Source organism: Cupriavidus sp. NPDC089707, from assembly GCF_044748965.1.
In the GTDB taxonomy this organism is placed as follows: Bacteria; Pseudomonadota; Gammaproteobacteria; order Burkholderiales; family Burkholderiaceae; genus Cupriavidus.
The window spans coordinates 40,440-63,125 of record NZ_JBIVHB010000029.1; the positions used below are offsets into that span (position 1 = coordinate 40,440).

At 67.7% G+C, this 22,686-nt stretch carries 20 protein-coding genes; 6 read left to right on the forward strand and 14 right to left on the reverse strand.

The window, feature by feature from the left end:
* Window positions 1–9 precede the first annotated feature (9 nt).
* Window positions 10–1,617 carry a cellulose biosynthesis protein BcsG gene (bcsG, locus tag ACIP1U_RS29095; protein WP_400322506.1) on the forward strand — a complete coding sequence of 536 codons (1,608 nt, stop codon included), beginning with the start codon at window positions 10–12 and terminating at the stop codon, window positions 1,615–1,617.
* Window positions 1,614–1,811: a BcsR/BcsP family cellulose biosynthesis protein gene (gene bcsR, locus ACIP1U_RS29100; protein WP_400322508.1), complete on the forward strand. Its 198-nt coding sequence runs from the start codon at window positions 1,614–1,616 to the stop codon at window positions 1,809–1,811. The genes bcsG and bcsR overlap by 4 nt, the downstream gene beginning before the upstream one ends.
* Before the next feature lie 100 nt (window positions 1,812–1,911).
* Here the strand turns inward: bcsR and ACIP1U_RS29105 are convergent, their stop codons facing one another.
* Window positions 1,912–3,456 (reverse strand): acetolactate synthase large subunit, encoded by a 1,545-nt coding sequence (locus ACIP1U_RS29105; RefSeq protein ID WP_400322545.1) that lies wholly within the window; start codon window positions 3,454–3,456, stop codon window positions 1,912–1,914.
* Between the two features lie 230 nt (window positions 3,457–3,686).
* Here ACIP1U_RS29105 and ACIP1U_RS29110 point away from each other — a divergent pair, with 230 nt between their 5' ends.
* Window positions 3,687–4,184, forward strand: coding sequence for an acyl-CoA thioesterase (locus ACIP1U_RS29110; RefSeq protein ID WP_400322510.1), 498 nt, complete (start codon window positions 3,687–3,689; stop codon window positions 4,182–4,184).
* Window positions 4,185–4,289: 105 nt separating this feature from the next.
* Here the strand turns inward: ACIP1U_RS29110 and ACIP1U_RS29115 are convergent, their stop codons facing one another.
* The 7 genes from ACIP1U_RS29115 to ACIP1U_RS29145 form a co-directional block, all read right to left on the reverse strand.
* The gene (locus tag ACIP1U_RS29115; RefSeq protein ID WP_400322512.1) at window positions 4,290–5,708 is read right to left on the reverse strand and encodes an ATP-binding protein; all 1,419 of its coding nucleotides are present in this window, start codon (window positions 5,706–5,708) and stop codon (window positions 4,290–4,292) included.
* Window positions 5,709–5,977: 269 nt separating this feature from the next.
* Window positions 5,978–6,181, reverse strand: coding sequence for a CsbD family protein (locus ACIP1U_RS29120; protein ID WP_133094794.1), 204 nt, complete (start codon window positions 6,179–6,181; stop codon window positions 5,978–5,980).
* A 135-nt stretch (window positions 6,182–6,316) separates the two neighbouring features.
* On the reverse strand, window positions 6,317–6,928 hold the full coding sequence (locus ACIP1U_RS29125; RefSeq protein WP_400322514.1) for a hypothetical protein: 612 nt from the start codon (window positions 6,926–6,928) through the stop codon (window positions 6,317–6,319).
* Window positions 6,929–7,195: 267 nt separating this feature from the next.
* Window positions 7,196–10,318 (reverse strand): efflux RND transporter permease subunit, encoded by a 3,123-nt coding sequence (locus ACIP1U_RS29130; RefSeq protein WP_400322515.1) that lies wholly within the window; start codon window positions 10,316–10,318, stop codon window positions 7,196–7,198.
* A gap of 13 nt (window positions 10,319–10,331) precedes the next feature.
* The gene (locus ACIP1U_RS29135) at window positions 10,332–11,573 is read right to left on the reverse strand and encodes an efflux RND transporter periplasmic adaptor subunit (RefSeq protein WP_400322517.1); all 1,242 of its coding nucleotides are present in this window, start codon (window positions 11,571–11,573) and stop codon (window positions 10,332–10,334) included.
* 24 nt (window positions 11,574–11,597) lie between these two features.
* The gene (locus ACIP1U_RS29140) at window positions 11,598–12,977 is read right to left on the reverse strand and encodes a TolC family protein (protein ID WP_400322519.1); all 1,380 of its coding nucleotides are present in this window, start codon (window positions 12,975–12,977) and stop codon (window positions 11,598–11,600) included.
* 376 nt (window positions 12,978–13,353) lie between these two features.
* Window positions 13,354–14,511, reverse strand: a complete 1,158-nt coding sequence (locus ACIP1U_RS29145) for an acyl-CoA dehydrogenase family protein (RefSeq protein ID WP_400322521.1) — start codon at window positions 14,509–14,511, stop codon at window positions 13,354–13,356.
* A 246-nt stretch (window positions 14,512–14,757) separates the two neighbouring features.
* On the opposite strand from ACIP1U_RS29145, the gene ACIP1U_RS29150 reads away from it, so the two are divergent.
* Entirely contained in the window at window positions 14,758–15,012 is a 255-nt protein-coding gene (locus ACIP1U_RS29150) for a hypothetical protein (RefSeq protein WP_400322523.1), read from the forward strand.
* Between the two features lie 15 nt (window positions 15,013–15,027).
* Here the strand turns inward: ACIP1U_RS29150 and ACIP1U_RS29155 are convergent, their stop codons facing one another.
* Window positions 15,028–15,888 (reverse strand): LysR family transcriptional regulator, encoded by an 861-nt coding sequence (locus ACIP1U_RS29155; protein WP_400322525.1) that lies wholly within the window; start codon window positions 15,886–15,888, stop codon window positions 15,028–15,030.
* A 124-nt stretch (window positions 15,889–16,012) separates the two neighbouring features.
* On the opposite strand from ACIP1U_RS29155, the gene vapB reads away from it, so the two are divergent.
* Window positions 16,013–16,261, forward strand: coding sequence for a type II toxin-antitoxin system VapB family antitoxin (vapB, locus tag ACIP1U_RS29160; protein ID WP_400322527.1), 249 nt, complete (start codon window positions 16,013–16,015; stop codon window positions 16,259–16,261).
* On the forward strand, window positions 16,261–16,686 hold the full coding sequence (locus ACIP1U_RS29165; RefSeq protein WP_400322529.1) for a type II toxin-antitoxin system VapC family toxin: 426 nt from the start codon (window positions 16,261–16,263) through the stop codon (window positions 16,684–16,686). Before vapB ends, ACIP1U_RS29165 begins: the two co-directional genes overlap by 1 nt.
* 25 nt (window positions 16,687–16,711) lie before the next feature.
* Here the strand turns inward: ACIP1U_RS29165 and ACIP1U_RS29170 are convergent, their stop codons facing one another.
* From ACIP1U_RS29170 to ACIP1U_RS29190, 5 genes are all read right to left on the reverse strand, one after another.
* Window positions 16,712–17,095, reverse strand: a complete 384-nt coding sequence (locus tag ACIP1U_RS29170; protein ID WP_400322531.1) for a hypothetical protein — start codon at window positions 17,093–17,095, stop codon at window positions 16,712–16,714.
* 295 nt (window positions 17,096–17,390) lie between these two features.
* Window positions 17,391–18,215 carry a class I SAM-dependent methyltransferase gene (locus ACIP1U_RS29175; protein ID WP_400322533.1) on the reverse strand — a complete coding sequence of 275 codons (825 nt, stop codon included), beginning with the start codon at window positions 18,213–18,215 and terminating at the stop codon, window positions 17,391–17,393.
* Between the two features lie 200 nt (window positions 18,216–18,415).
* A complete protein-coding gene (locus ACIP1U_RS29180) occupies window positions 18,416–19,759 on the reverse strand; it encodes a PQQ-dependent sugar dehydrogenase (protein ID WP_400322534.1) in 1,344 nt (447 codons plus the stop codon).
* Window positions 19,760–19,892: 133 nt separating this feature from the next.
* Window positions 19,893–20,597: a glutathione S-transferase N-terminal domain-containing protein gene (locus ACIP1U_RS29185; RefSeq protein WP_400322535.1), complete on the reverse strand. Its 705-nt coding sequence runs from the start codon at window positions 20,595–20,597 to the stop codon at window positions 19,893–19,895.
* Between the two features lie 182 nt (window positions 20,598–20,779).
* Window positions 20,780–22,684, reverse strand: coding sequence for an ATP-binding protein (locus ACIP1U_RS29190; protein WP_400322537.1), 1,905 nt, complete (start codon window positions 22,682–22,684; stop codon window positions 20,780–20,782).
* Window positions 22,685–22,686: the final 2 nt, after the last annotated feature.

A 22,686-nucleotide genomic window follows, 5' to 3' on the forward strand; every position in this document is an offset into this window, starting at 1 on the left:
CTTCGGACAATGGGCATCTGGAACCTCTACTTCATCGCCAAGCTGTACCTGTTCTATATCGGCCGGCTGCATCCGCAATGGCTGCTGAACCTGCTGTTCGCGCTGCTGCTGGTGGTGCGCATCCGCCATCCGGCGCTGTCCGCGCTGCGGCACGTGCTGGCGGTGGTGGCGGGCGCCGCGCTGATGTACCGTGAATCGGACCTGCCGCCGTTCTCGCGCGTGGTGTCTCAGTTCACCAACCTGCAGGCGTTTACGCCCGCGTACATGCTGGAACTGGCGCAGCGCGTCATCACGCGCGAGATGCTGCTGGTTGCGTTGGCGGCGCTGGTGATCTTCTGGCTCGTGAACCGCTGGGTGCGGGTGACGACGCTGGTGCTGGGCGCGCTCATCGCGGTGCCGCTGTGGCAGGCGCTGTACGATGGCGGCGGCCCGGGCGGCCAGGCCGGCATTGGGGGCGCCCGCGCCGGCACAGCGACCGCGGCACTGACCACGGGCGCGGCGCTGGCCGGCGGCGGCGCCGAGGTCACAGCAAGCGGCCCGGATGCCCGGCTGGCGGCGTTCCGCAACCAGGAGGCGCTGCGTCAGGTCAGCTTCCCGCGGCTGGCGGCTACGCCCAACGCCTCCGATACGCAGTACGACGTGATCGTGCTGCATATCTGCTCGCTGTCATGGGACGACCTCGACACGGCGCGCGCGCGCGACAACCCGCTGCTGCAGCGCTTCGATTTCCTGTTCACCAATTTCAGCTCCGCGGCCAGTTACAGCGGCCCGGCGGCGATCCGCGTGCTGCGCGCGGCCTGCGGCCAGCCCGAGCACAAGGCGCTGTACGAGTCGGCGCCGGGCCAGTGCCACCTGTTCCAGGCGCTGGCGCAGTCGGGCTTCTCCACCCGCATGCTGCTCAACCACGACGGCCACTTCGACAACTTCCTGAAGGAAGTACAGAAGGAGATTGGCGTCGACGGCGTCGCGCCACCTCCCAACACCGGCCTGCCGGTGGCGATGCGCTCGTTCGACAGCTCGCCCGTGATCGGCGACTTCGACGTGCTGCAGCGCTGGTTCCGCAATCGCGAGCAGGCCGGCGGCGGGCCGCAGGCACTGTACTACAACAGCGTGACGCTGCACGACGGCAATCGCATGACCAACAACCGGCTGTCCAGCCTGGAGTCCTATCCGCTACGGCTGTCGCGGCTGCTGGGCGACATCGACAAGGTCATCGAGATGGTGGCGCAATCGGGCCGGCGCGCGGTGATCGTGTTCGTGCCCGAGCATGGCGCGGCCCTGCGCGGCGACGCCAACCAGATCGCCGGCATGCGCGAGATCCCGACCCCGCGCATCATCAACGTGCCGGTGGGCGTCAAGCTGGTGGGACTGCCCAAGCCCAACGACCGCACCGTCACCATCGACGCGCCCAGCAGCTACCTGGGCCTGTCGCAGCTGCTGTCCAACCTGATTGCCGAGAACCCGTTCTCCGCGCAGGCGCCGGACCTGGCCAGCTATGCCAGCGACCTGCCGCAGACGCAGATGGTCGGCGAGAACGAGGCCACCGTGACCATGCGCGACGGCAAGGGCTATGTCGTGCGCACGCCGGACGGGGTCTGGATCGAGGGCAAGCCATGAAACCGGCCAACGCACGCGGGCTGCCGCTGGCCCGCAGCGATATCGACGTGCTGGGCAGCGAGGTCGACGGCTTCGACCCGCGCCGCTACTTCGACCACCAGGAACTGCGCGCCGCTCAGGCGGCGGCGCGGCGCTGGCCGCTGCTGGCAAGCCTGCTGGGGTATGAAGCGCCAGCGCCGCAGCGCGAGCGCTGACCGCCGCGGCTGGCGCTTGCCCGCTTGCCGCATCCTGCTGCCCGGCTGCGGCATGTCGCACGCTTGCCGCAGCCGAACGTAGCTGCCCCTGACCTGCTGGTCAGATCACCAACTCGATCAGGAACGGTCCCCTGCGCCCGTTAGCCGCCCGGAACAGGTCGGCGAACGTCTCCATATCCTTCGCCCGCGCTCCTTCCACGCCCATGCCATTGGCCAGCTTGACCCAGTCCAGGTCCGGATTGCCGATGTCCAGCATGTCGAGCGCGGTCTTGCCGGGATTCGCCCCGACACCGGCCAGTTCGCCCAGCAGGATCGCGTACTTGCGGTTGGCGAGCAGCACCACGGTGACGTCGAGCCGTTCGCGCGCCATGGTCCACAGCGACTGCAGCGTGTACATGGCCGAGCCATCCGCCTGCAGCGATACCACGCGCCGGTCCGGTGCCGCGACCGCAGCGCCAACCGCCAGGGGCAAGCCGTCGCCGATGGCGCCGCCGGTCAGCTGCAGCCAGTCGTGCGGGGCCGCGTGGACGGTGCCGGGGTAGAAGGCGCGGCCGAAGCTGACGCTTTCCTCGACCACGATGGCCTGCTCGGGCAGCAATGCGCTGAGGGTGCGCGCCACGGCTTCGGAAGTGACCGCACCGCGCGCGGGCGTTGCCGGCGGTGGGATGTCCGCTGCCGGCAGCGGTGCGTGGCGGGCGCCGACTTCGTCTGCCAGTCTTGCCAGGGCCTCGGCCAGGTCCTCCTCGGGACGAGCCAGCACATGTACCGCCGCGTCTTCCGGATAGGGGCGCGGCGGCTTGCCCGGGTAGGCGAAGAAGGTCACCGGTGCCGGCGCGCCGACCAGGATCACGTGGCGAATGCCGGCCAGCTTGTCGCGCGCGGCGTCGCCGGAATACGGCACGCGGTCGACCGCCAGGCGGCCGCGGCCGCGCGCTACGCGCGCATTCGACATCGGCGTGATCAGCCGCGCGCCGGTGGCGGCGGCGATGCGGTGGGCATCGGCCAGCGGCGCTTCGCGCAGCGCGCTGCCCGCCAGCACGATCAGCGCCGGCTGGCCGGAGCGCAGCACGCGCGCGGCCTGCTGCACGGCGTCGGGTGCGACCCGGGGCACCGGCAGCGGCGCCAACGCGCCGGCGACCACGCCGCCCGCGTCCCAGCAGACGTCGGACGGCAGGATCAGGCTGGCGACGCCACCGGGGGCGGCGCGTGCGGCCTGCACCGCCGCCGCGGCATCGGCGCCGACCGACTCGGCACGCGTGGCGGTACGCGTCCACAATGAAACCGGGCGGGCCCAGCCTTCGGTATCGGCGGTCAGCGGCGCATCCAGCGGCCGGTGATAGGTGGCCTGGTCGCCGATGATGTTGACCACCGGCGTTTGCGCGCGGCGCGCGTTGTGCAGGTTGGCCAGGCCGTTGGCCAGGCCCGGGCCGCAATGCAGCAGCGTGGCGGCGGGCTTGCCGGCCATGCGCGCATAGCCATCCGCGGCGCCGGTGACCACCCCTTCGAACAGTCCCAGCACGCAGCGCATGCCCGGGATGCGGTCGAGCGCCGCGACGAAATGCATCTCGCTGGTGCCGGGGTTGGCAAAACAGGTGTCCACGCCGTTGGCCAGCAGGGTCTTGACCAGGCTTTCGGCGCCGTTCATCGCTTGTGGGTTGTCCATGTCTCGGTGTGCAGGTTGGCGGATTGGTTGGCGGATTGGTTGGCGGATTGTCACCGGCGACTATATCAGCGTACGCCACACGCCACGCGGCAGCCCCGCAGCGTGTCACACCATGCACATCAGCGCACCGCATCCGGCCAGAATGCCACCATGCCCCGACCTCCCCGGGGCATGCGTGGCTGCCGCCTGCAGCCCTTTCAAGGAGTCAACACATGTTGATGCGAGACGTGATCCCCCAAGTCCTGAACCACGCGACGGCGATGCCGGAGCCAGGCTCGCTCGAGGCGGGCGGACACAAGACCTTCCACCATGCAATCGACATCTACCTCAAGGATTCCAATGCCTTCATGAATACGTACTTCGCCCGCTATTTCGAATGGCAGGGTATCTGCCGCGAGCGGTGGTTCCATGAATGCATCCACGACAACCTGCTGGCTGCGGGCGGCGTCTTCGTGACCAAGCGCGCGCACCAGGAGTATGTCGAGGAGACCTTCCCGTTCCAGCGCGTGGACTGCTACCTGAACACCTTCCAGGTGCGCCAGTGCTCCGCCTACCTGCTGTTCCGCTTCTGCGTGGGCGGCAAGCCGGTGTCGCTGGGTTACCAGCAGATCGTGTTTGCCGACCGGCAGAAGCGCATTTCGCGCTTTCCGGCGGGGATCATCGAACGGGTGAAGGAATATGAGCTGGCGCTGCCTGAGTTTGCCAGCTGACGCCGCGGCGGCGCGGCATGCGTCAGTGCCCGCCTGTCCGTGCCCGCCTGATACCCGCTGAAACGCAGTAAGACGTTGATGTCAGTCCCGCACCGCCGGCGTGGTTCAGCCGGCGGTGCTGGTGCGCAACCGGCTGTCGGCCATCGCGGTGAAGCGCGGCAGCCGCAGTGTGAAGGTGGTATGCACCGCCGGCATCGATTCGCACTCGATGCGGCCGCCGAAGGTCTCGATCACGCGGCGGCAGAATGCCAGCCCGAGGCCGGCGCCCAGGCCATGCGCCTTGGTCGAGAAAAACGGTTCGAAGATGCGCGGCAGCACGTCGGCCGCAATGCCCGGGCCGGAATCGCGGAAGCGGATCACGTGGTGCTGGCCTTCGGTCGCGCCGGTGATGTCGATGCGCCCGCCGCCGGTGGCGCGGATCGCGTGCAGCGCGTTCTTGAGCAGGTTGAACAGCACGTAGACCAGCAGCGTGTCGGACCCGACGAAGCGCCAGCTGGCATCGATGCCGCGCACATGCACGCAGCCGCGTTCGTCGCCCTGGAACGGGTAGCGCTCCAGCGCCGCATGGACGCAGTCGGCAATGCCGTGCGGCGCAAAGGTGCTGCGGTCCAGCCGCTCGAGCGTGACCGAGGCCAGCGCCATGTCGATCACCGTGCTGGTGCCGTCGACCTCGCGCGTGATCGCGCCGACCAAGCTCGACACGCGCTCGAGCTGCCCTGGGCGCATGCGCTCCTCGCACAGGCCCTGCTCGACCGCCAGCTGGTAGCCCTGCAGCACCTGCGGCCAGGTGCGCGCCAGTTCCTGCGCCTGCATGCGGATCGTCGCCAGCGGCGTGCGCACTTCATGGGCGACCGTGGCCGCCAGCGAATACGGATGCATCAGGTCGAAGCGCACCACGCTGACGGCCAGGATGCCCAGGCTCGCCGCCACGAACACCACACCCGGCGGGTAGAAGGCCACGCCGTAGTTGACCAGGTAGTCGACCGCCGCCAGCGAATACAGCGCCACCGCCACCAGGCACAGGTTGTAGCGCTTGCGGCGTTCGGCGGCGGCGTTGCGGCGGGCTTCGGCCAGGATCCAGGCGCTGCGCAGCGCCACCAGCGCGGTCTGCGCCAGGTGCAGCGGATGCAGCGGCCCGGCCTTGGGATAGTCGCCGAAGAAATAGGTGTAGTAGCCCGACACCATCTGCCCGGTGGTCAGCAGCAGCACCGCCAGCACCAGGCTGACCGCGTAGGACGCCAGCAGCAGCGGCCGCTCCTGGCGGCGCTCGGTCACTTCGGCGATGAAGTGGTAGAACGTCGTCGGCAGGAACAGGATGAACAGGTAACCCAGACGGGCCAGCAACAGCGACACGTCGGGATGCGTGGCCTGGAACAGGAAGACCCAGGTGCCCTGCCAGGCAAAGGTGGTCACGCACAGCAGGAAGAACGATGCCGACACGCGCGTGACGCCCTTGGTCACCAGCACATAGAGGCCGTAACCGAGGAAGATTGACGAGACGAAGGCAGGCAGGGCAGCGTACATGCGCAGTGCGGGTACAGGCCAGGCAGGCCGGACAGGCCGGCAGGCGTGCAGCGGCAGGTCGGCGCCAACCCCGGCGCGCGCTGCCGCGACGCGACATGTTATGCCGTCCGCGCGTGACGCGTGCTTCATTTCATTGCATACAGAGCTAACGCCTGCTTAATGCAGTGTGAATCACTCCCCACGTTGTGGGGGTATCCAATGCGTTGCCCGCAAAAAAGAAGACGGGACGCCAGTGGCGCCCCGCCCTTTGCAGCCGTGTTCAGGCCCGCTTACCAGCGCGAGTCGTTCTCCCACGCCTTCATTTCTTCCTCGGCGCGCTCCTTGGAGTAGCCATAACGCTCCTGGATGCGGCCGGCGAGCTGGTCGCGCTTGCCGTTGATCTGCGCGATGTCATCGTCGGTGAGCTTGCCCCACTTTTCCTTGATCTTGCCCTTGGCCTGCTCCCACTTGCCTTCAATCTGGTCCCAGTTCATGTTGTGCTCCTTCATGCGGGGCGGACGGGCCACGCGCGGCGCCCGCCCGTCATTGCGTTGATGAGTCCGCCAACGGCTGGCGGGGGCCCGGCTGAGCCATGCCGGCGACAACGCCGGCATGTGCTGACTTGCGGGTTACTTGCCGTACTTGGCCTTTACGTCAGCCTGGCACTTGTCCTTGGCATCGCCGGACATCGCATCGCAACGTTCCTTGTCGGCCTTGTAAGCGGCGTCCATGGTGTCCTTCTTGGCATCAGCGCGGGCTTCAGCCACGTCGGTGCGGGAGCCGGTCGCCGCGGCCTTGTCGACCTTGGCGGCCGTCAGTGCCTGTTCATGGGCAGCCTTGGCGTCCTTCTTGCAAACGTCCTTGTCGTTGCCCTTCTTGTCGTCGCACATTTCCTTGGCGACGTCATAGTCACGGTCAGCCTTCACTTTCTCGGCCTTGGCCATGGACTTCTGCGTGCCGTCGCGCCGGGCTTCGGCCTGGGCCTTGGCCACGTCGCGGTCGCGCTTGGCCTCGGCCTTGCACACGTCCTTGGCGTTGTCCTTCATGCCGTCGCACTTGGCGGTGGCAGCCTTGTAGTCCGCGTCAGCCTGTTTGGCCGCGGCGTCGTAATCGGCGCGAGTGCCGGTGGCGGCCGTGGTGGATGGCGGCGTGCCGGGCGCTGTGGCTTGCGCCAGGGCATAGCCCGCGGGGGCAGCGACCATCATCGAACACACTGCTGCGGTCAGCCATTTCTTCATCATGTCGAGCTCCTTTCCAGGTGGATTGCGTAGTCGTACGCATGGTCGTACGCATAAAGGGCCGGCGGCGATGCGCTGCTGGCCACGCCGTAAGTACAGCGTAGGCGGCAGGGGTAAGGGGAAGCAGGCGTTGGGCTCCGAAAGGCGCGTCAGACTATTCCGACACCAGGGTCCGGGAGCGGCACTTGCGGGGGATAGCGCGTGAAGAAGGCCGCCCCCTCCCGCTCGCGATAGTCTCGCGGGAGAGGGGAGCACACCAACCGGAACGTCTCAGCCCGAAATCGACTTCGTCAGCTTGTTCTCGTCAGGCGCTTCGCCCGCTTCGTCCGGCCAGTTGCGGCCGACCATCCATTCATACAGCGTCGGCAGCACGATCAGCGTCAGCACCGTGGCGGTGATCAGGCCGCCGATGATGACGATGGCCAGCGGGCGCTGCGTCTCCGAACCGATCGCACGCGAGATCGCCATCGGGAACAGGCCCAGCATTGCCAGCAGCGCGGTCATCAGCACCGTGCGCAGCCGGTCCATCGAACCGGTCAGCACAGCCTGGCGCACCGGCATGCCCTCGTCGCGCAGCTGGTTGAAGTAGGTCACCATCACCACGCCGTTGAGCACCGCCTGGCCGAACAGCGCGATAAAGCCGATCGCCGCCGACACCGACAGCGGGATGCCGGTCAGGAACAACGCGAACACGCCGCCGATCAGCGCGAACGGGATGTTCGAGATGATCAGCGTCGCGCTCTTGAACGACTTGAACGCGTTGAACAGCAGCAGGAAGATCATCAGCACCGACAGCGGCACCACGATCGCCAGCCGCGCCATGGCGCGCTCCTGGTTCTCGAACTCGCCCGACCAGCTGATCTTGACGTCGTCGGCCTTGACGTTCTTCTTCACCAGCGCCTGCATGTCCTTGACCACGCTGCCCATGTCGCGGTCATGGATGAAGATGCCGATCGAGGTGGTGCGCTGGCCGTTCTCGCGGCTGATGTTCATCGCGCCCGACGCCGCGCGGAAGGTCACCAGTTGCGACAGCGGCACCTGCGCGCCGTCGGCGGTCTGCATGAAGATATTGGGCAGGTTGGGCAGCTCGCGCTCGGACGGCTTCAGGCGCACCGCCACGCTGAAGTGGCGCTCGCCTTCCCACAGCTCGGTGGCGGCCTTGCCGGCCAGCGCGGTTTCCATCAGGTCTTGCACGTCGGCCACGTTGATGCCGTAGCGCGCAGCCTGCGCGCGATCGAACTCCAGCACGTACTGCGGCAGTTCGCCGTCGCGGTCGATAAAGGCGCGCATCACGCCCTTGACCGACTGCACGTTGGCCAGGATCTGGTCGGCCACCTTCTTGTTCTGCTCAAGGCTGTCGCTCTGCACCTTGATCACGATCTGGCCTTTGATCTGCGAGATGCTTTCCAGGATGTTGTCGCGCACCGGCTGCGAGAAATTGGGCTCGATGCCGGGCAGCTGGCGCAGGTTCTTGTCGATCTCGCCGATGATGGCGCGCTTGTTGAAGCCATCGCGCCATTGCTTCTCGGGCTTGAGGTCGACCAGGACCTCGACGGTGTTGATCAGCTTGGGGTCGGTGCCGTCGTCGGGGCGGCCCACCTTGGAGATGGTGGTATTGACCTCCGGCGTCTTGCGGATGACGCTGCGCAGCAGCCGCGCCTGGTCGCGCGCCTCGTCGATCGAGACCGAGGCCGGCAGGTCGAAGCTGACCCACATCGAGCCTTCGTCAAGTTCGGGCAGGAACTCGCTGCCGAGGAATTTTCCAACGCCCACGGTCACCACCAGCAGGCCCAGCGCGGCGCCAACCACCAGCTTCTTGTGGTCCAGCGCCCAGCCCAGCATGGGCTCATACAGCCGCTTGCAATGGCGCACCACGAAGTTGTCGTCGTGCGCGATGTTCTTCTTCAGGAGCAGGTGGCACAGCAGCGGCACCAGCGTCAGCGAAATGATCAGCGAACCGATCAGCGCACCCGTCACGGTATAGGCCATCGGCGCGAAGATCTTGCCCTCGTGCCGCTGCAGCGTGAAGATCGGAATGTGCGCGGCGATGATGATGATCATCGAGAATACGGTCGGGCGGCCCACTTCCGTCGTGGCCTGCAGAATCGCATGCAGCCGCGCCTTGCTGTCGCGGATCTGCTGCTCCTTGAGCTCGCCCAGGCGCTTGAAGATGTTCTCGACCACGATCACCGCGCCGTCGACGATGATACCGAAGTCCATCGCCCCCAATGAGAGCAGGTTGGCCGGGATACCGACCCAGGTCAGCCCGATGAAGGTCGACAGCAGCGCCAGCGGGATCACCAGCGCCACGATCGCCGCGGCGCGCACGTTGGCCAGGAACAGGTACAGCACCGCCATCACCAGCAGCGCGCCCTCGACCAGGTTGCCGAACACCGTGTGCAGCGTCTTGTCGATCAGCGTGGAGCGGTCGTAGTACGGCACGATTTTCACGCCCTTGGGCAGGATCTGGTCGTCGAGCAGGTCGATGCGCTGCTTCAGCGCTTCCAGCACCTGCGACGGGTTCTCGCCCTTGCGCATCACCACGATGCCCGAGACGATGTCCTCTTCGTCGTCCTGGCCCATCAGGCCCTGCGGCGGCGCGCCGCCGACCTTGACCTCGGCGATGTCCCTGACCAGGATCGGCGTGCCGTTGTTCTCGGCCACCACCACGTTGGCGATGTCGGCCGAGGTGCGGAAGCTGCCCAGCGAGCGCAGCAGGAACTGCTGGCGCCCGTGCGCCACCGCGCCGCCGCCGGCGTTGGCGTTGGCGCGCTGCAGCGCGGTAAACAGCTGCGACAGCGAGATCCTGGCGTCGCGCATGCGCGCGAGGTTGGGGTTGACCTCGTACTGCTTGATGGTGCCGCCGATCGTCACCAGGTCGGCTACGCCCGGCACCTGGCGCAGGTTCTTCTCGACCACCCAGTCCTGCAGCGTGCGCAGTTCCTGCGGCGTATAGCCCTTGCCGGTCAGCCGGAAGCGGAAGATCTCGCCGATCGCGGTCGACAGCGGCGCCAGGTCCGGATGCACGCCGTCGGGCAGGTCGACGCTGCGCAGCCGCTCCAGGATCTGCTGGCGCGCGGTCACGTCGGTGGCGCGGTCGTTGAAGGTCACCATCAAGAACGACAGGCCGAACTGGGTGTGCGAGAACACCCGCACCGCGTTGGGCGTGCCGGCCAGCGCGGTCTCGATCGGGATGGTGACCTGCCGCTCGACTTCTTCCGCGGCGCGGCCGGGGTACAGCGTGATGACGTTGACCTGGATGTCGGAAACGTCGGGGAAGGCCTCGATGGGCAGGTTCTTGAACGCGGCCAGGCCGCCGCCGACGAAGATTAGCAGCCCCAGCCAGACAAAGAGCTTCTGGTGCAGGGCAAAGCTGACGATGCGCGAGATCATGTGGCGGCCGTCCTCACTTCTTGTCGGCCGCACGCGCCGGACTTGCAGCGTTCAGGGCAGTGGCATCGCGCAGGATGTCCTGCAGGTAGAGGTTGCCTTCGGTCACCACGGTCTCCCCTTCCTTCACGCCTTCCAGCAGTTCGGTGGTGCCGGGCATGGTCACGCCGACGCGCACCTGGCGGCGCTCGAAGGTGTTGGGCGCGGTGTGCACGAAGACATAGTTGCGGTTGTCGGCCAGGAACACGGCCTTGGAAGGCACCGCGATGCCTTCGAATGATGCCGCGGGCATGCGCGCCGTGACGAACATCTCGGCCTTCAGGCGGCGCCCGGGATTGGGCACGCTCAGCCGCACCTTGATGCTGCGCGCGGTCGGGTCGACATAGTCGGCGATCTTGACCACGGTGCCGGTGAAGGTTTCGCCGGGGTAGGCGGCGGTGACCACCTGTACGGTGACGCCGTCGCGGAACAGGCTGAGGTCGGATTCCCCTGCATCGACCTGCGCCCACAGCGTGGTCGGGTCGGTGATCAGGAACAACGGCGCGGCTGGCGGCTGGTCGGGGCGCAGTTCCATGCCCTGGTTGATGTTGCGCTCGACCACCAGGCCGTCGATCGGGCTGCGCAGTGCGAAGCGCTGGTTCACGCCATCGCTGCTCGCCGCCGCGCCGTACTGGCGCAGCGCCGCCTGCGTGCGCTGCAGGTCGGCCGCGGCGCGCGCGGCGTCGGCCTGCGACTGTTCCAGTTCCTTCTGCGCGATGATGCCGGCGCCGTACAGCTCGCGCTGGCGCGCCAGCGCCTTGGCCGCGACCGCGCTGTCGGCGGCGGCCTTGCGCGCGTCGGCCTGGGCCACGCCGAAGTCCGGTGAAGTCAGGCTGGCCAGCGGCTGGCCGGCCCTGACGGTGGCGCCGGGCTGCACCAGGACCTCGGTCACGCGGCCGGCAAAGGGCGTGGACACGCGCACGGTCTTGTCCTCGTTCCACACCAGCCGGCCCGGCAGGTTCAGCATGCGCTCGCCGCCGGACTTGGCGGGTTCGCCGGCAATGCCGGGCAGCGATTTCACGCTGGCCGGAAACTGGATGGTGTTGCCGCTGACCTTGGGATCGTCATCGGGCCTGGGCGGCTCGGACTTGCCGCAGGCGGCGAGCACCAGCGCGCACAGCGCCACGGCGCAGACGGAAGACAGCCGTGCGGAATCGGCGGGGGAAAGTGAACGACGGGTGCAGGACGTGCGGCGGAACATGCGTGACAAGTGAGACATGAAGGATGCTCGGCAACGGCGGTATCAGGGACGTGCCTGCGAGGCCACGGGCGCGCCCATGGTGGTAGAGGTCTGCAACGCGGCGCGGTAGGCCGACAACGCCTTGGCGTAGGCGCCCTGTGCTTCGACGGCGTCGAGCCGGGTCTGGCGCAGCGCGCGCCGCGCGTCGAGCAGGTCGAGCACGCCGGTGGCGCCCTTGCTGTAGGCGAACTCGGCGCTGGCGGCGACGCTTTCCGCGGCGGGCAGCACCTCTTCGCGCATCTGGCGCAGCGACTGGCGCGCGGTTTCGAGCTGGCTGCGCAGCCGGTCGATTTCGTTGCCGGCCTCCAGCATCACGCGGTTGCGGTCGTCCAGCGCGGCGTAGTAGTCGACTTCAGCGCGGCGCGCCTCGCCGCCGTTGCGGTGGCGCACGAACAGCGGGATCGACAGGAACACGCCGAAGCTGTTGCCGCTGCCAGAGGAGTTGGTGGGGGAGACCGGGTAGTGCTCGGCCTGCGCCCCAATGGTCACGTCAGGCACGCGTCCCGCGCGGGCCAGGTCGCGCGAGGCGGCGGCCGCAGCCAGGCGCGCCTCGGCGGCGGTCACGTCGGGGCGGCGCTCGAGCAGGTAGGAATCGGGTTGCGGCGCCGGCGTATCAAGCGCAGGCCAGTCGGCCACCAGCCGGTTATCCGCCAGCGTGCCGGGCACCCCCATCGCCTGCGCCAGCGCTGCCTTGTAGCTGTAGTGGTCGGTCATGGCCTGGCGCATGTCGTTCTGCGCACGCAGTACGTCGAGCTGCAGCTTGTTCACGTCGGCGCGCGCCACGTCGCCCGCCTTCAGGCGCGTCTCGCTGGCCTGGCGGGTGCGCTCGTACAAACCCAGCGTTTCCCTGAGCACCGCGACGCGTTCCTGGCTGACCAGCGCCTCGAAGAAGGCCTGCTCGACCGCGGCGGTCTGCTGCGCCACCACGGCCTGCACCGCCTCGCCCGCTGCGGCGCTGGCCTTGCGCGCGGCATCCACACGCAGGTTGCCCTTGTTGGCGGTTTCGATGAGCTGGTCGATGCGCAGCGTGGAGTCCACGGTCTTGCTGCGCAGGTTGCCGGAGCCGACGCCGGCGTGCGGGTTGATGTTCTCGACACCCAGGCTCAGCACCGGGTTGGGCCGCTGCGATGCGATCTGCACATCGGCCTGGCTGGCTTCCACGCCGCGCCGAGCGGCAATGATGGTGCGGTTGCAGCGCAGCGCATCCAGGCGCGCCTGGGCCAGCGTCAGCGTGGCGCCGCCGGGCGGTGGCATGCAGGGCGCGGCAGCATCGGCGGTGTCGGCTGAAGGCTGGGGTTCGGCGGCAAGGCTGGCCGCGGGTCTGGCGAGAACGCCCAGCAGGAGCAGCGTTCCCGCGGCGGCACGGGTAAAGACAACAGGCACGGTCAGTCGGGCTCGGTTCGAAAGCGGTTTGCGGTCAACGGTCTGCGGTAACGACCGTGCCCACCGAGCGCTGCACCGGCCGATGAATGGTCATCCGTCGTGGCAGCTGTCTCCGCGGTCGCCCGGCTGGGCTGTCTTGCCGCGCCCTCGCCTGCTGTCCCGATGCGTCAAACGCCACCCGGACACGATCTCCCGACGGCATTCAAACCGAACCGCTTTACAAACGGCTTTCATATTGCTGACAAAAGCCTTTAACTGCGTGAAAACTACAGGCTCTGGCGACTTCGATGAAAAAACGGCAAACGGCCCGGAAATTGCCGACCCAGTGGGTCGGCAATTTCCGGGCCGTTATTCAGCCTTGGTTGCTATGACGGGGCTATGCCTTGACGCGGTCGTCCAGCCCGAGGCTGCGCCCGATGATTTCCTTCATGATTTCGCTGCTGCCGGCGTAAATGCGCGAGATACGCGCATCGGTGTACATCCGGCAGATGCGGTACTCCTCCATATAGCCGGCGCCGCCGTGCAGCTGCACGCCCTCGTCCACCACGCGCCCCTGCAACTCGGAGGTCAGCAGCTTGGCCGACGCCGCCGTCTCCACCGTCAGCGTGCCGGCGTTATGCTGAAGCACGCACTGATCGACAAAGGTCTGGATCGCGTCGAGCTGGGCGCGCAGTTCGGCCAGCTTGAAGCGCGAGTTCTGGAAGGTGCCGATCGGCCGGCCGAAGGCCTTGCGCTCCTTGACGTAGTCCAGCGTCAGGTCGAACGCCACCTGCGCCGATGCCATGTAGCCGCAGGCGCCGATCAGCCGTTCCTCGGCCAGGTGCCGGGTCAGGTAGCGGAAGGCCTGGCCGGGCTCGCCCAGCACGTTGGCCTTGGGCACCTTGACGTTGTCGAAAAACAGCTCCGAGGTGTCCTGCGAATGCAGGCCCATCTTGCGCAGTTTGCGGCCGCGCTCGAAGCCCGGCATGCCGCGCTCGACGATCAACAGCGTCAGGCCGTGGCTGCGCTCGGGGTCGGTGCGCGCCACCACCACCACGTAGTCGGCCAGTTGCCCATTGGAGATATAGGTCTTGGCGCCGTTCAGCACCCAGTGGTCGCCGCGATCCTCCGCCCGGGTGCGGATGCCGGCCAGGTCGGAACCGGTCTGCGGCTCGGTCATGGCGATGGCGAAGATGGCCTCGCCGCGCGCCGCGGCCGGCAGCAGGCGCAGGCACTGCTCTTCATTGCCGATGCGGCCGACATACGGCGCCACCAGGCGCGAATGGAGCGTGCCGAAGAAGCCGGAGTCGCCATGGCGCGCGTTCTCCTCGATCAGGATTTGCTCATAGCGGAAGTCATCGACACCGGCGCCGCCATATTTTTCGTCGGCCCACATCAGCAGGTAGCCCTGCTCGCCTGCCTTGCGGAATACCTCGCGGTCGACGCAGCCCTGCTCGCGCCAGCGCTCGCCGTGCGGCCCGACCTCGCGCTGGTAGAAGCGGCGGGCGGATTCGCGGAAGGCGTCGTGTTCGGCTTCGAAGATCAGGCGTTGCATGGCTGGAGTCCCTTTGGTGTGATGTTCGGATCGGTTGAGTGTCTGCCGTGCCGGCCGGCTCAGGTTCGTCGGAAAAGATGATTTTTCTTCAGGCCGTGCGCACGCCGGTGGTGGCGCGGTGGTGGCGGCAGGGGCACTTCAGTGCAAATTTATTGATATGAACCGACGATAACTTTCATTTACCCGCCGACATGCTTTGTGCCAATACTGAAGGCACAGACACCTATTCGATGGAGCGGGGAAACCATGGAAGCCGTCCTCTGGATTGCGCTGGCGCTGGCGCTGGTGGCGCTGGGAGGCGCCGTCACCTGGCTGATCGGCACGCAGATACCGGAACCGGTATTCGAGCGCGCGCAGCGGCATGGCCGTTTCGCCGGCCTGGAGCCGAGGCCGCCTCGCCGGCCGCGCGGCGGCAAGCGCGTGCGGCAATACCGATTGGTGCCTGCGGGCATGACTGGCTGGGCGGGGCTGGCAGCGCAGCCCGTGCCAGTGCGCGCCTGATGCCACTGGCGCCTGCTACAGCGGCACGTCCCAGCGCTGCGACCAGTCCGATTCTTCGCGCACGATATCGCGCAGGATGCGCATGGCCTCCTGCGTCGTGCCGGCAGGCGTCCTGGCGCAAACGAGGAACACCGGATATGAGAACTCCGATGCGCTGTCGACTCGCGTCAGCACGCCGCTGTCGAGGTAGCTCTGCACGACTCGCGTGCGGAAATAGCCGCTGCCGCCGAACTGCAGGATGTACTGCAACGCCAGCGGCCCCAGGTTGAAGTACAGCGACGCGCGCGCATGCTGGGGCAGCACGCTGTCATGCTGGCGCCGGAACTCCGGGCCCCAGTCCACGTAGACATAGGGACCGTCGCGCTGGGTCGACCGGATCAAGATCAGCTTTTCTTCCATCAGCGCCTCGACGTGCATGCCGGGCGCATACTCCGGCTGGTAGACCAGCGCCGCATCGAGCGTGCCCGACTGCAGCTTGACCTGCAGCGCCTCGCCCTCTCCCACTTCGGCACGCACCGCCAGCGCCGGCATCTGCTGGCGCATGCGCGTGGCCCACAGCAGCACCAGCGGATTGCCCAGGCTGATCTCCGCGCCGAAGCGGAACAGGCTTTCCAGCCCCGCCGGCAGCGGCAACTCGCGGCACGCCGCCTCCCAGGTCTGCACCAGCTGGCTGGCATAGCCCAGGAAACGCTGGCCGTCGGCGGTCAGGCGCGCGCCGGCCTTGTTGCGCTCGAACAGCCGGCAGTTCAGCTGGGACTCCAGGCTCTTGATACGGGCCGTTACCGCGGTTTGCGTGACATGCAGCTTGTCAGCGGCCGCCAGCAGGCTGCCGGTACGCACGACTTGCAGGAAGGTGCGGGCGAGTTCGATATCCATGGTGGCGAGGTTCGGGCCGTGTGACGAATTGTAGGCAATGCATGGCGCATTTGAGAATTGGCTCGTACACACGTGGATGTACTTCTGCTCCAATGCCGCTATACTCTGTACCTACAGGATGTACATGGAAATCACAATGCCTTTTACCCGGATATTCCGCAACGGCAACTCCCAGGCGGTGCGTATCCCCGCGGAGCTGGCATATCCCGACACTGACATGCCGCTGGAGATTGAGCGAATCGGCGATGAGTTGCGCATTCGGCCCGCGCGGCGGCGCCTGACCGGGCTGCTTGACGTCTTCGCCGCATTCCCGGACGACTTCATGGCGCATGCGCGCGAAGACCAGACTCAGGCTGAGCGGGAGGGGTTCTGATGGCCAGGTATATGTTCGACACCAACATGTGCATCTACCTGATGAAGAACCAGCCACCCCATGTGGCCGAGCGCTTTGCTCAATGCTTCGAGGGAGATGTGGTCCTGTCCGCGATCACCCTGGCCGAACTGGAATACGGAGTCACTGTCTCGGGCGATCCCCTGGCAGCGCGGCGCGCGTTGCTGGCACTGGTCGCGCGCGTACCAGTGCTGCCGTTGAATGCGGCGGCGGCGCAGGCGTATGGCCCGGTCCGTGCCGCTACGCGCGAGCGCAAGGCGGATGCACTGGACAAGCTTATCGCGGCACATGCCATTGCCGAAGACCTGACTGTGGTCACGCGCAACGTCCGCGACTTTGCCGCATATCCCGGCCTGCGCGTCGAAGACTGGACCGCGACGCCCCAAGTTGCGGCGCCGGGCAGATAGGCTCGTCGGGAAACTTTGCGCCAGCTCAGCGGTATGACTGTGCCCGCACCGCCGCTGGCATGGCAACCGGCACAGTGCCCGCCATCGGCCCCGCCGGCACGCTGCGCACCTCGCGCGGCTGCCGCAGTGGCGCAATGCCTTCCGGCTCCTGCCATGCCACGCCATTGTCATAGCCGGTAGACACCGCCTCGAGGTAGCCGGGAGCGAATTTCTGTTCGGGGGTGACAGCCGCTGCCGCGGGGGCGGCGGGGGCGGCGGGCTGTGGCGCTTCGGCCTGTGCGCAGGCGACGCTGTTCAGGCACAGCCCCAGTACGCGCAGCAGCACGACGGCGCGGCGCGTGCGGTGCAGCAATTTTTTTGGCGGGCGCGAGGCGGCCTGCCCGCGTTGGCAGGGGGATTGGGGGTTCATTGGTGTTCTCCGGGAAGCCATTGCTGGCGGGTGGGACACAACGAGCATCGGCGCCGCGCTCGCTGTCCATTCCGCAATGACCGTGCCACCACCACTACGCCGCCTGCAGCGGGGCGTGGGGCACTTTCCCGGGCTTTTCCACGATAACTTGTTGGGGCCGGACCGACGGTCAGCCAAAAGCCGTCGGCATCCGTCCAACACCGCCCGCAGCTCGGGAACCAAGTACCCGAGCAGCTGCCACCTGAGCTAAGCCAGCGGCAGCAACGCCACCACCGTAATGGCGGCCAGCGTCAGTTCAGGGCTTCACCGCGGCGGCCAGCACCGCCGGCATCGGCACCTCGAAGCCGCTGCCGCGCATATAGCCGGCGACCGTGCCGCGCAGCACGGCCCGGATCTCGTCGCGCGCCCGCGGCGTCTGCGCGCGTAATGTGGCGGCTGCACGCACAGTGCCCTGCGCCAGCGCATCGAAAAGCTGGTCCGGCGTGGAAAAGCGCCACACCTGATGCACGTGCCGGCACGACACGGCGATGAAGCCGGCCTGCTGCAAGGCACTGCGGCACTGGTTGGGGTCGCTGAAGAGAAAGAAATTGGGCCCCGCCGGCAGGTCGACCTCCATCGAGCCATAGGCGCGGATGGCGGCATAGACCGCGCCAAAGCCCACCGCGCGTTCGGGGGCATCCCACACCGTGAAAGCGATGCGTCCGCCGGGGCGCAGCACGCGGAACGCTTCGCGCAGCGCGGCATCGGGATCGGACAGGTGGCACATGCCGAACCCGTTGACCACCGCATCGAAGCTGGCGTCGCCGAAGGGCAGCGCCTGCGCGTCGGCCTGCTGGTAGTCGATGTCGGGATAAAGCTTGCGCGCCAGCTGCACCTGCGCCAGCGAGAAATCGATGCCGATGGCCTCGGCGCCGCGCCGTGCCGCCGCCGCGGCGATATGGCCCGAGCCGCTGGCGACATCGAGCACGCGCAGCCCGCTGCCGGCACGCGCCTCGTCCAGCAGCGCCCCGATCGATTGCCGGGTCACGTGCGACAGGTGCTCCTGGTAGCGGTTGACGACTTCGGGATCCTCCCAGCCAGCCAGCTCAAAGGCGCGAAACGAATCTCCGGTTTGATCCATGCCCCCCTCCCAGGCGTCGGTGTCCAGGCCGCGGTTTGCGCGGGGACGAAGCAGGCACGATTGATGCGCCGCGTCCCCATCCAAGAGAAGTATAGTCAGCGCGGCGTCGGCGCAATGGCCGGGCAATGGCCAGGCAATGGGCCGCGCTCACGCGAAGCGCAGCGCGGCTGCACCGGCGCTGGCCGGCATGGGCACAGCCTTTATTTCGCCCCGCTCACGCGCCAGATGACATTGCCGACGTCGTCCGCCACCAGCAGCCCGCCGCGCTTGTCGATCGCCACGCCCACGGGCCGGCCGCGCGCGTTGCCCTCGCCGTCGACAAAACCGGTCAGCACGTCGAAGGGCGCGCCGTTCGGACGGCCTTTGCTGAACGGCACGAAGATGACCTTGTACCCCGCCAGCGGCCGCCGGTTCCAGGACCCATGCTGGCCCACGAACATGCCCTCGCTGAAGCGCGCCGGCAGGCTGTTGCCGGTGGCAGCCGCGAGCCCCAGCGCCGCGGTATGCGCGCCGACCGCGTAGTCGGGCACGATGGCCCTGGCCACCAGGTCCGGCGCCGGCGGCTTGACGCGCTCGTCGACATGCTGGCCGAAGTAGCTGTACGGCCAGCCATAGAAGCCGCCGTCGCGCACCGAGGTGATGTAGTCCGGCACCAGGTCGCTGCCGATCTCGTCGCGCTCGTTGACCGCGGTCCACAGTGCGCCGGTCACCGGCTCCCACGCCATGCCGTTGGGATTGCGCAGGCCGCTGGCAAAAATGCGGTGCGAGCCGTTCCTGGGATCGACCTCCCAGATGGCGGCGCGGCCGGCTTCCTTGTCCATGCCGTGCTCGGCCACGTTGCTGTTCGAGCCCACCGTCACGTAGAGCTTGCTGCCGTCGCGGCTGGCAATGATGTTCTTGGTCCAGTGGTGATTGAGCGGCCCGCCGGGCAGGTCCACCACCTTCTGCGGCGCCGCGGCGATCTGCATCTGACCGGGCTGGTACGGGAAGCGCAGCACCGCGTCGGTGGCAGCCACGTAGAACTCGTTGCCGACCAGTACCATGCCGAACGGCGAGTTGATGTCCTTCAGGAATATCGAGCGCTGGTCGGCAACGCCGTCGCCGTTGCTGTCGCGCAGCAGCGTGATGCGGTTGGCGCTGGGCGTACCGGCGCCGGCACGCTGCATCATCTTCTTCATGATCCAGCCCTTGATACCCTTGCCGTCGTCGGGCTTGGGCGGGGCATTGCTCTCAGCCACCAGCACGTCGCCGTTGGGCAGCACGTAGACCCAGCGTGGATGGTCGAGCTTGTCGGCGAAGGCGGTCACCGCCATGCCCTCGGCCGGCACCGGGCGCTGGCCCTCGGCCCAGCCGACGGCGGGCGCAATCTTGACGGTGGGGATGGCAGTCTGGTTCGGCGGCGGCAGCTGCGGCGTGGGTCCGAAGCCGGCCTCGGAAGGCAGCTTGGCCGATTCGCCGCACGCGCCCAGCGCCGCGGCGGCACCCGCCAGCAGCGCTGCGCCGCACCAGCGGGAAGAAGACGGGAAGGGCTTGGGCAGCGGCATGGTCCGGACTCCTCGGGCAAGGCAGGATGCGCCCGCTTCTGGACTATAGGATGCATGTCGCCGGCCCCACTGTAGGCCCCCGGGAAGGCCCGGTGTAGGACAATGCCCACGCCGACCCGGCGTGCGGCGGCGCTCAGCCCCGATGCGGCGTATCCAGCCCCTTTACCACCGCCGGACGCTGTACGAACGCGTCCAGCACACGCCGCACGTTGACGAAGTCCTTGAAGCCGACCAGGTCGCCGGCCTCGTAGAAGCCGACCAGGTTGCGCACCCACGGCAAGGTGGCGACGTCTGCAATGGTGTACTCATCGCCCATGATCCACGCGCGGCCGGCCAGGCGCTGCTCGAGCACGTTGAGCAGGCGCCGGCTTTCCGCCACGTAGCGGTCGCGCGGACGCTTGTCTTCATAGGCCTTGCCGGCAAACTTGTGGAAGAAGCCGACCTGCCCGAACATCGGCCCGATCCCGCCCATCTGGAACATCAGCCACTGGATGGTCTCGTAGCGCCGTGCCGGATCGGCCGGAATCAGCTTGCCCGACTTGTCGGCCAGGTACAGCAGGATCGCGCCCGATTCGAACAGCGCCAGCGGCTTGCCGCCCGGGCCGTTGGGATCCAGGATCGCGGGGATCTTGTTGTTCGGGTTGAGCGACAGGAATTCCGGCGAGAGCTGGTCGTCGGTGTCGAAGCGCACCAGGTGCGGCTCATACGGCAAGCCGGTCTCTTCCAGCATGATCGATGCCTTGACGCCGTTGGGCGTCGGCAGCGAATAGAGCTGGATGCGGTCGGGATGCTGCGCGGGCCATTTGCGGGTGATGGGGAAAGCGGACAGATCGGACACGTGGGCTCCGGTGGCGCGTTGCCTGCCGCATCAGCGGGCAACGGGTGGCTGAAAGCAGCGATGATAGCCCGCCTGTGGTGGCCGTGCCGGGCCGCCAGCCTGATGCCGTGGTCCGCTGCCTGCACGACCTCCTCTCGATCCGGTGCGGTGATTCCATATGCCGGATACGTTCGGCCGTCCGGTCAGATGTGGCCCACGTCGTATTCCTGGCGCTTCTGCTGCGATACCTGCTGCGATACCTGCTGCGATACCTGCTGCGATACCGCCCGATGCAGCGCCTCCCGCAGCGCCTCGCCCTGGATCGGTTTGTGCAGCACCGGGAAGCCGCTGTCGTGCAGCGCCTGCAGGCGGTCCGGCGCGGTATCGCCTGTGACGATCAGCGCCGGCACGGCTTGTCCGAGGTATTCGCGCAGCATGCCAACCGCTGTCACGCCGGTCATGCCGTCGGCCAGGCGGTAGTCCGCAAGGATCAGTTGCACCGGCGCTGCGCCAGCGGCGCGCCAATACGCTTCGCGTACCGCATCGACCGTGCGTCCACCGTAGACCACGTGGCCCCACAGCTGCAGCAGGTCAGTCAGTGCGCCCAGCACCTGCGGATCGTCATCGACCAGCATCACCGACAGCGCGCCCGCCACCTGGGGATGCCTTGACTCAATTGACTCAATGGACGCCATTGACGCGTTTGACACCGCCGGCTGCGGCAACGGCACGGCATGCGGCACCAGCACGGAGAAGGTGCTGCCGCGCCCCGGTGCGGACTGCAGCCGCACCGCGTGACCGAGCAGCCCGGCGAGGCGCCGCACGATGGCCAGGCCCAGGCCCAAACCCTTCGCGCCAGCGGCGTCCGCATGGGTACGGCCCGGCGCAGCAACGCCGGCCACCTGCACGTACTCGTCGAAGATTCGCTGCTGCTGCGCGGTGTCGATGCCGGGGCCGTTGTCGATCACCTGGATCTCGATGCCGCCCGGGCGCCGCCGCGCGCCAAGCAGGATGCAGGCGCCGGGCGCATGCCGCAGCGCATTGGCCAGCAGGTTGTCGAGGATGCGCTTGAGCAGGTTGGGATCGGTGTCGATCCAGGCGCGCGCGGGTACCACGCGCAACACGCTGCCGCGCTGGCGCGCCTGCTCGGCATAGTCGTCGCGCAGCTCGGCCAGCAGCGGCGCCAGTGGCAGCGGGCGCCGCTGCACCGGCATCAGGCCGGCATCGAGGCGCGACACATCGAGCAGGCCATCGAGCAACCCGTCCATGCGCGCCAGCGTGCCCTGCAGCCGCTTGCCGATCCCGTGCGCCTGTCCGCCGGGCACGTCGCCGCGTTCGCCCAGCGCGACCAGCGCCGCGGCCTGCAGGCCAATGGCATAGACCGGCTGGCGCAGGTCGTGTCCGGCCGCGGCAAGAAAGCGCGTCTTGGCCTGGTCGGCCGCGGTGGCGCGATCGCGCTCGTGCTGCAGCTCACCGATCAGCGAAAGGTTCTCGAAGCGCAGCATCACGCCGTCGCGCAGCGAGCGGTACGTGACCTGGCTGTAGTAGATGTTGACGCACAGCAGGCAGGCGGCAAAGCCGGCATAGACGCTGTACACCGGCCCTTGCTGCACCAGGCAATAGATCGTGAAGGGCAGCAGCATGGCCGCGACCGAGCCGCGATAAGTCGGCGGATGCGCCGACAGCGACGGGATCGCGCCGCCAGACATACCGGCCAGCACGATGCAGCAGAACGCCACCAGCTGCGGCTCGGGCGGCAGCAAAATGGACGACCCCACCGCGCCCCACAACAGGCTTGACAACCACGACAGCACCATGAAACGGCGCGCCCAGGCTTGCGGCGGCGTGTCGCCGCGATGATGGAAATAGCGCCACGAAAGTCCGATGCGCAGCGCGGTCAGCAGGTACACCGCGGCCATCCATCCGAGCAGCATGGACATCGGCACGCTGGCGTGCAGCACGTAGATCACCGGCAGCGCGATGACGAAGTTGGCGAACAGGACCGCGTTGGACTGGCGATAGAGCAGCGCCACCATGGCGGCGGGCACATCGCGGGGCTGCTGCGCGGGCGAGGTCGGTGCGGCGTAGCGCATGGAAGGACGGGACAATG

Coding starts and splice junctions, on each gene's coding strand:
- bcsG (WP_400322506.1), top strand. CDS start 10: ATGGGCATCTGGAACCTCTACTTCATCGCCAAGCTGTACCTGTTCTAT.
- bcsR (WP_400322508.1), top strand. CDS start 1,614: ATGAAACCGGCCAACGCACGCGGGCTGCCGCTGGCCCGCAGCGATATC.
- ACIP1U_RS29105 (WP_400322545.1), bottom strand. CDS start 3,456: ATGAACGGCGCCGAAAGCCTGGTCAAGACCCTGCTGGCCAACGGCGTG.
- ACIP1U_RS29110 (WP_400322510.1), top strand. CDS start 3,687: ATGTTGATGCGAGACGTGATCCCCCAAGTCCTGAACCACGCGACGGCG.
- ACIP1U_RS29115 (WP_400322512.1), bottom strand. CDS start 5,708: ATGTACGCTGCCCTGCCTGCCTTCGTCTCGTCAATCTTCCTCGGTTAC.
- ACIP1U_RS29120 (WP_133094794.1), bottom strand. CDS start 6,181: ATGAACTGGGACCAGATTGAAGGCAAGTGGGAGCAGGCCAAGGGCAAG.
- ACIP1U_RS29125 (WP_400322514.1), bottom strand. CDS start 6,928: ATGATGAAGAAATGGCTGACCGCAGCAGTGTGTTCGATGATGGTCGCT.
- ACIP1U_RS29130 (WP_400322515.1), bottom strand. CDS start 10,318: ATGATCTCGCGCATCGTCAGCTTTGCCCTGCACCAGAAGCTCTTTGTC.
- ACIP1U_RS29135 (WP_400322517.1), bottom strand. CDS start 11,573: ATGTCTCACTTGTCACGCATGTTCCGCCGCACGTCCTGCACCCGTCGT.
- ACIP1U_RS29145 (WP_400322521.1), bottom strand. CDS start 14,511: ATGCAACGCCTGATCTTCGAAGCCGAACACGACGCCTTCCGCGAATCC.
- ACIP1U_RS29150 (WP_400322523.1), top strand. CDS start 14,758: ATGGAAGCCGTCCTCTGGATTGCGCTGGCGCTGGCGCTGGTGGCGCTG.
- ACIP1U_RS29155 (WP_400322525.1), bottom strand. CDS start 15,888: ATGGATATCGAACTCGCCCGCACCTTCCTGCAAGTCGTGCGTACCGGC.
- vapB (WP_400322527.1), top strand. CDS start 16,013: ATGGAAATCACAATGCCTTTTACCCGGATATTCCGCAACGGCAACTCC.
- ACIP1U_RS29165 (WP_400322529.1), top strand. CDS start 16,261: ATGGCCAGGTATATGTTCGACACCAACATGTGCATCTACCTGATGAAG.
- ACIP1U_RS29170 (WP_400322531.1), bottom strand. CDS start 17,095: ATGAACCCCCAATCCCCCTGCCAACGCGGGCAGGCCGCCTCGCGCCCG.
- ACIP1U_RS29175 (WP_400322533.1), bottom strand. CDS start 18,215: ATGGATCAAACCGGAGATTCGTTTCGCGCCTTTGAGCTGGCTGGCTGG.
- ACIP1U_RS29180 (WP_400322534.1), bottom strand. CDS start 19,759: ATGCCGCTGCCCAAGCCCTTCCCGTCTTCTTCCCGCTGGTGCGGCGCA.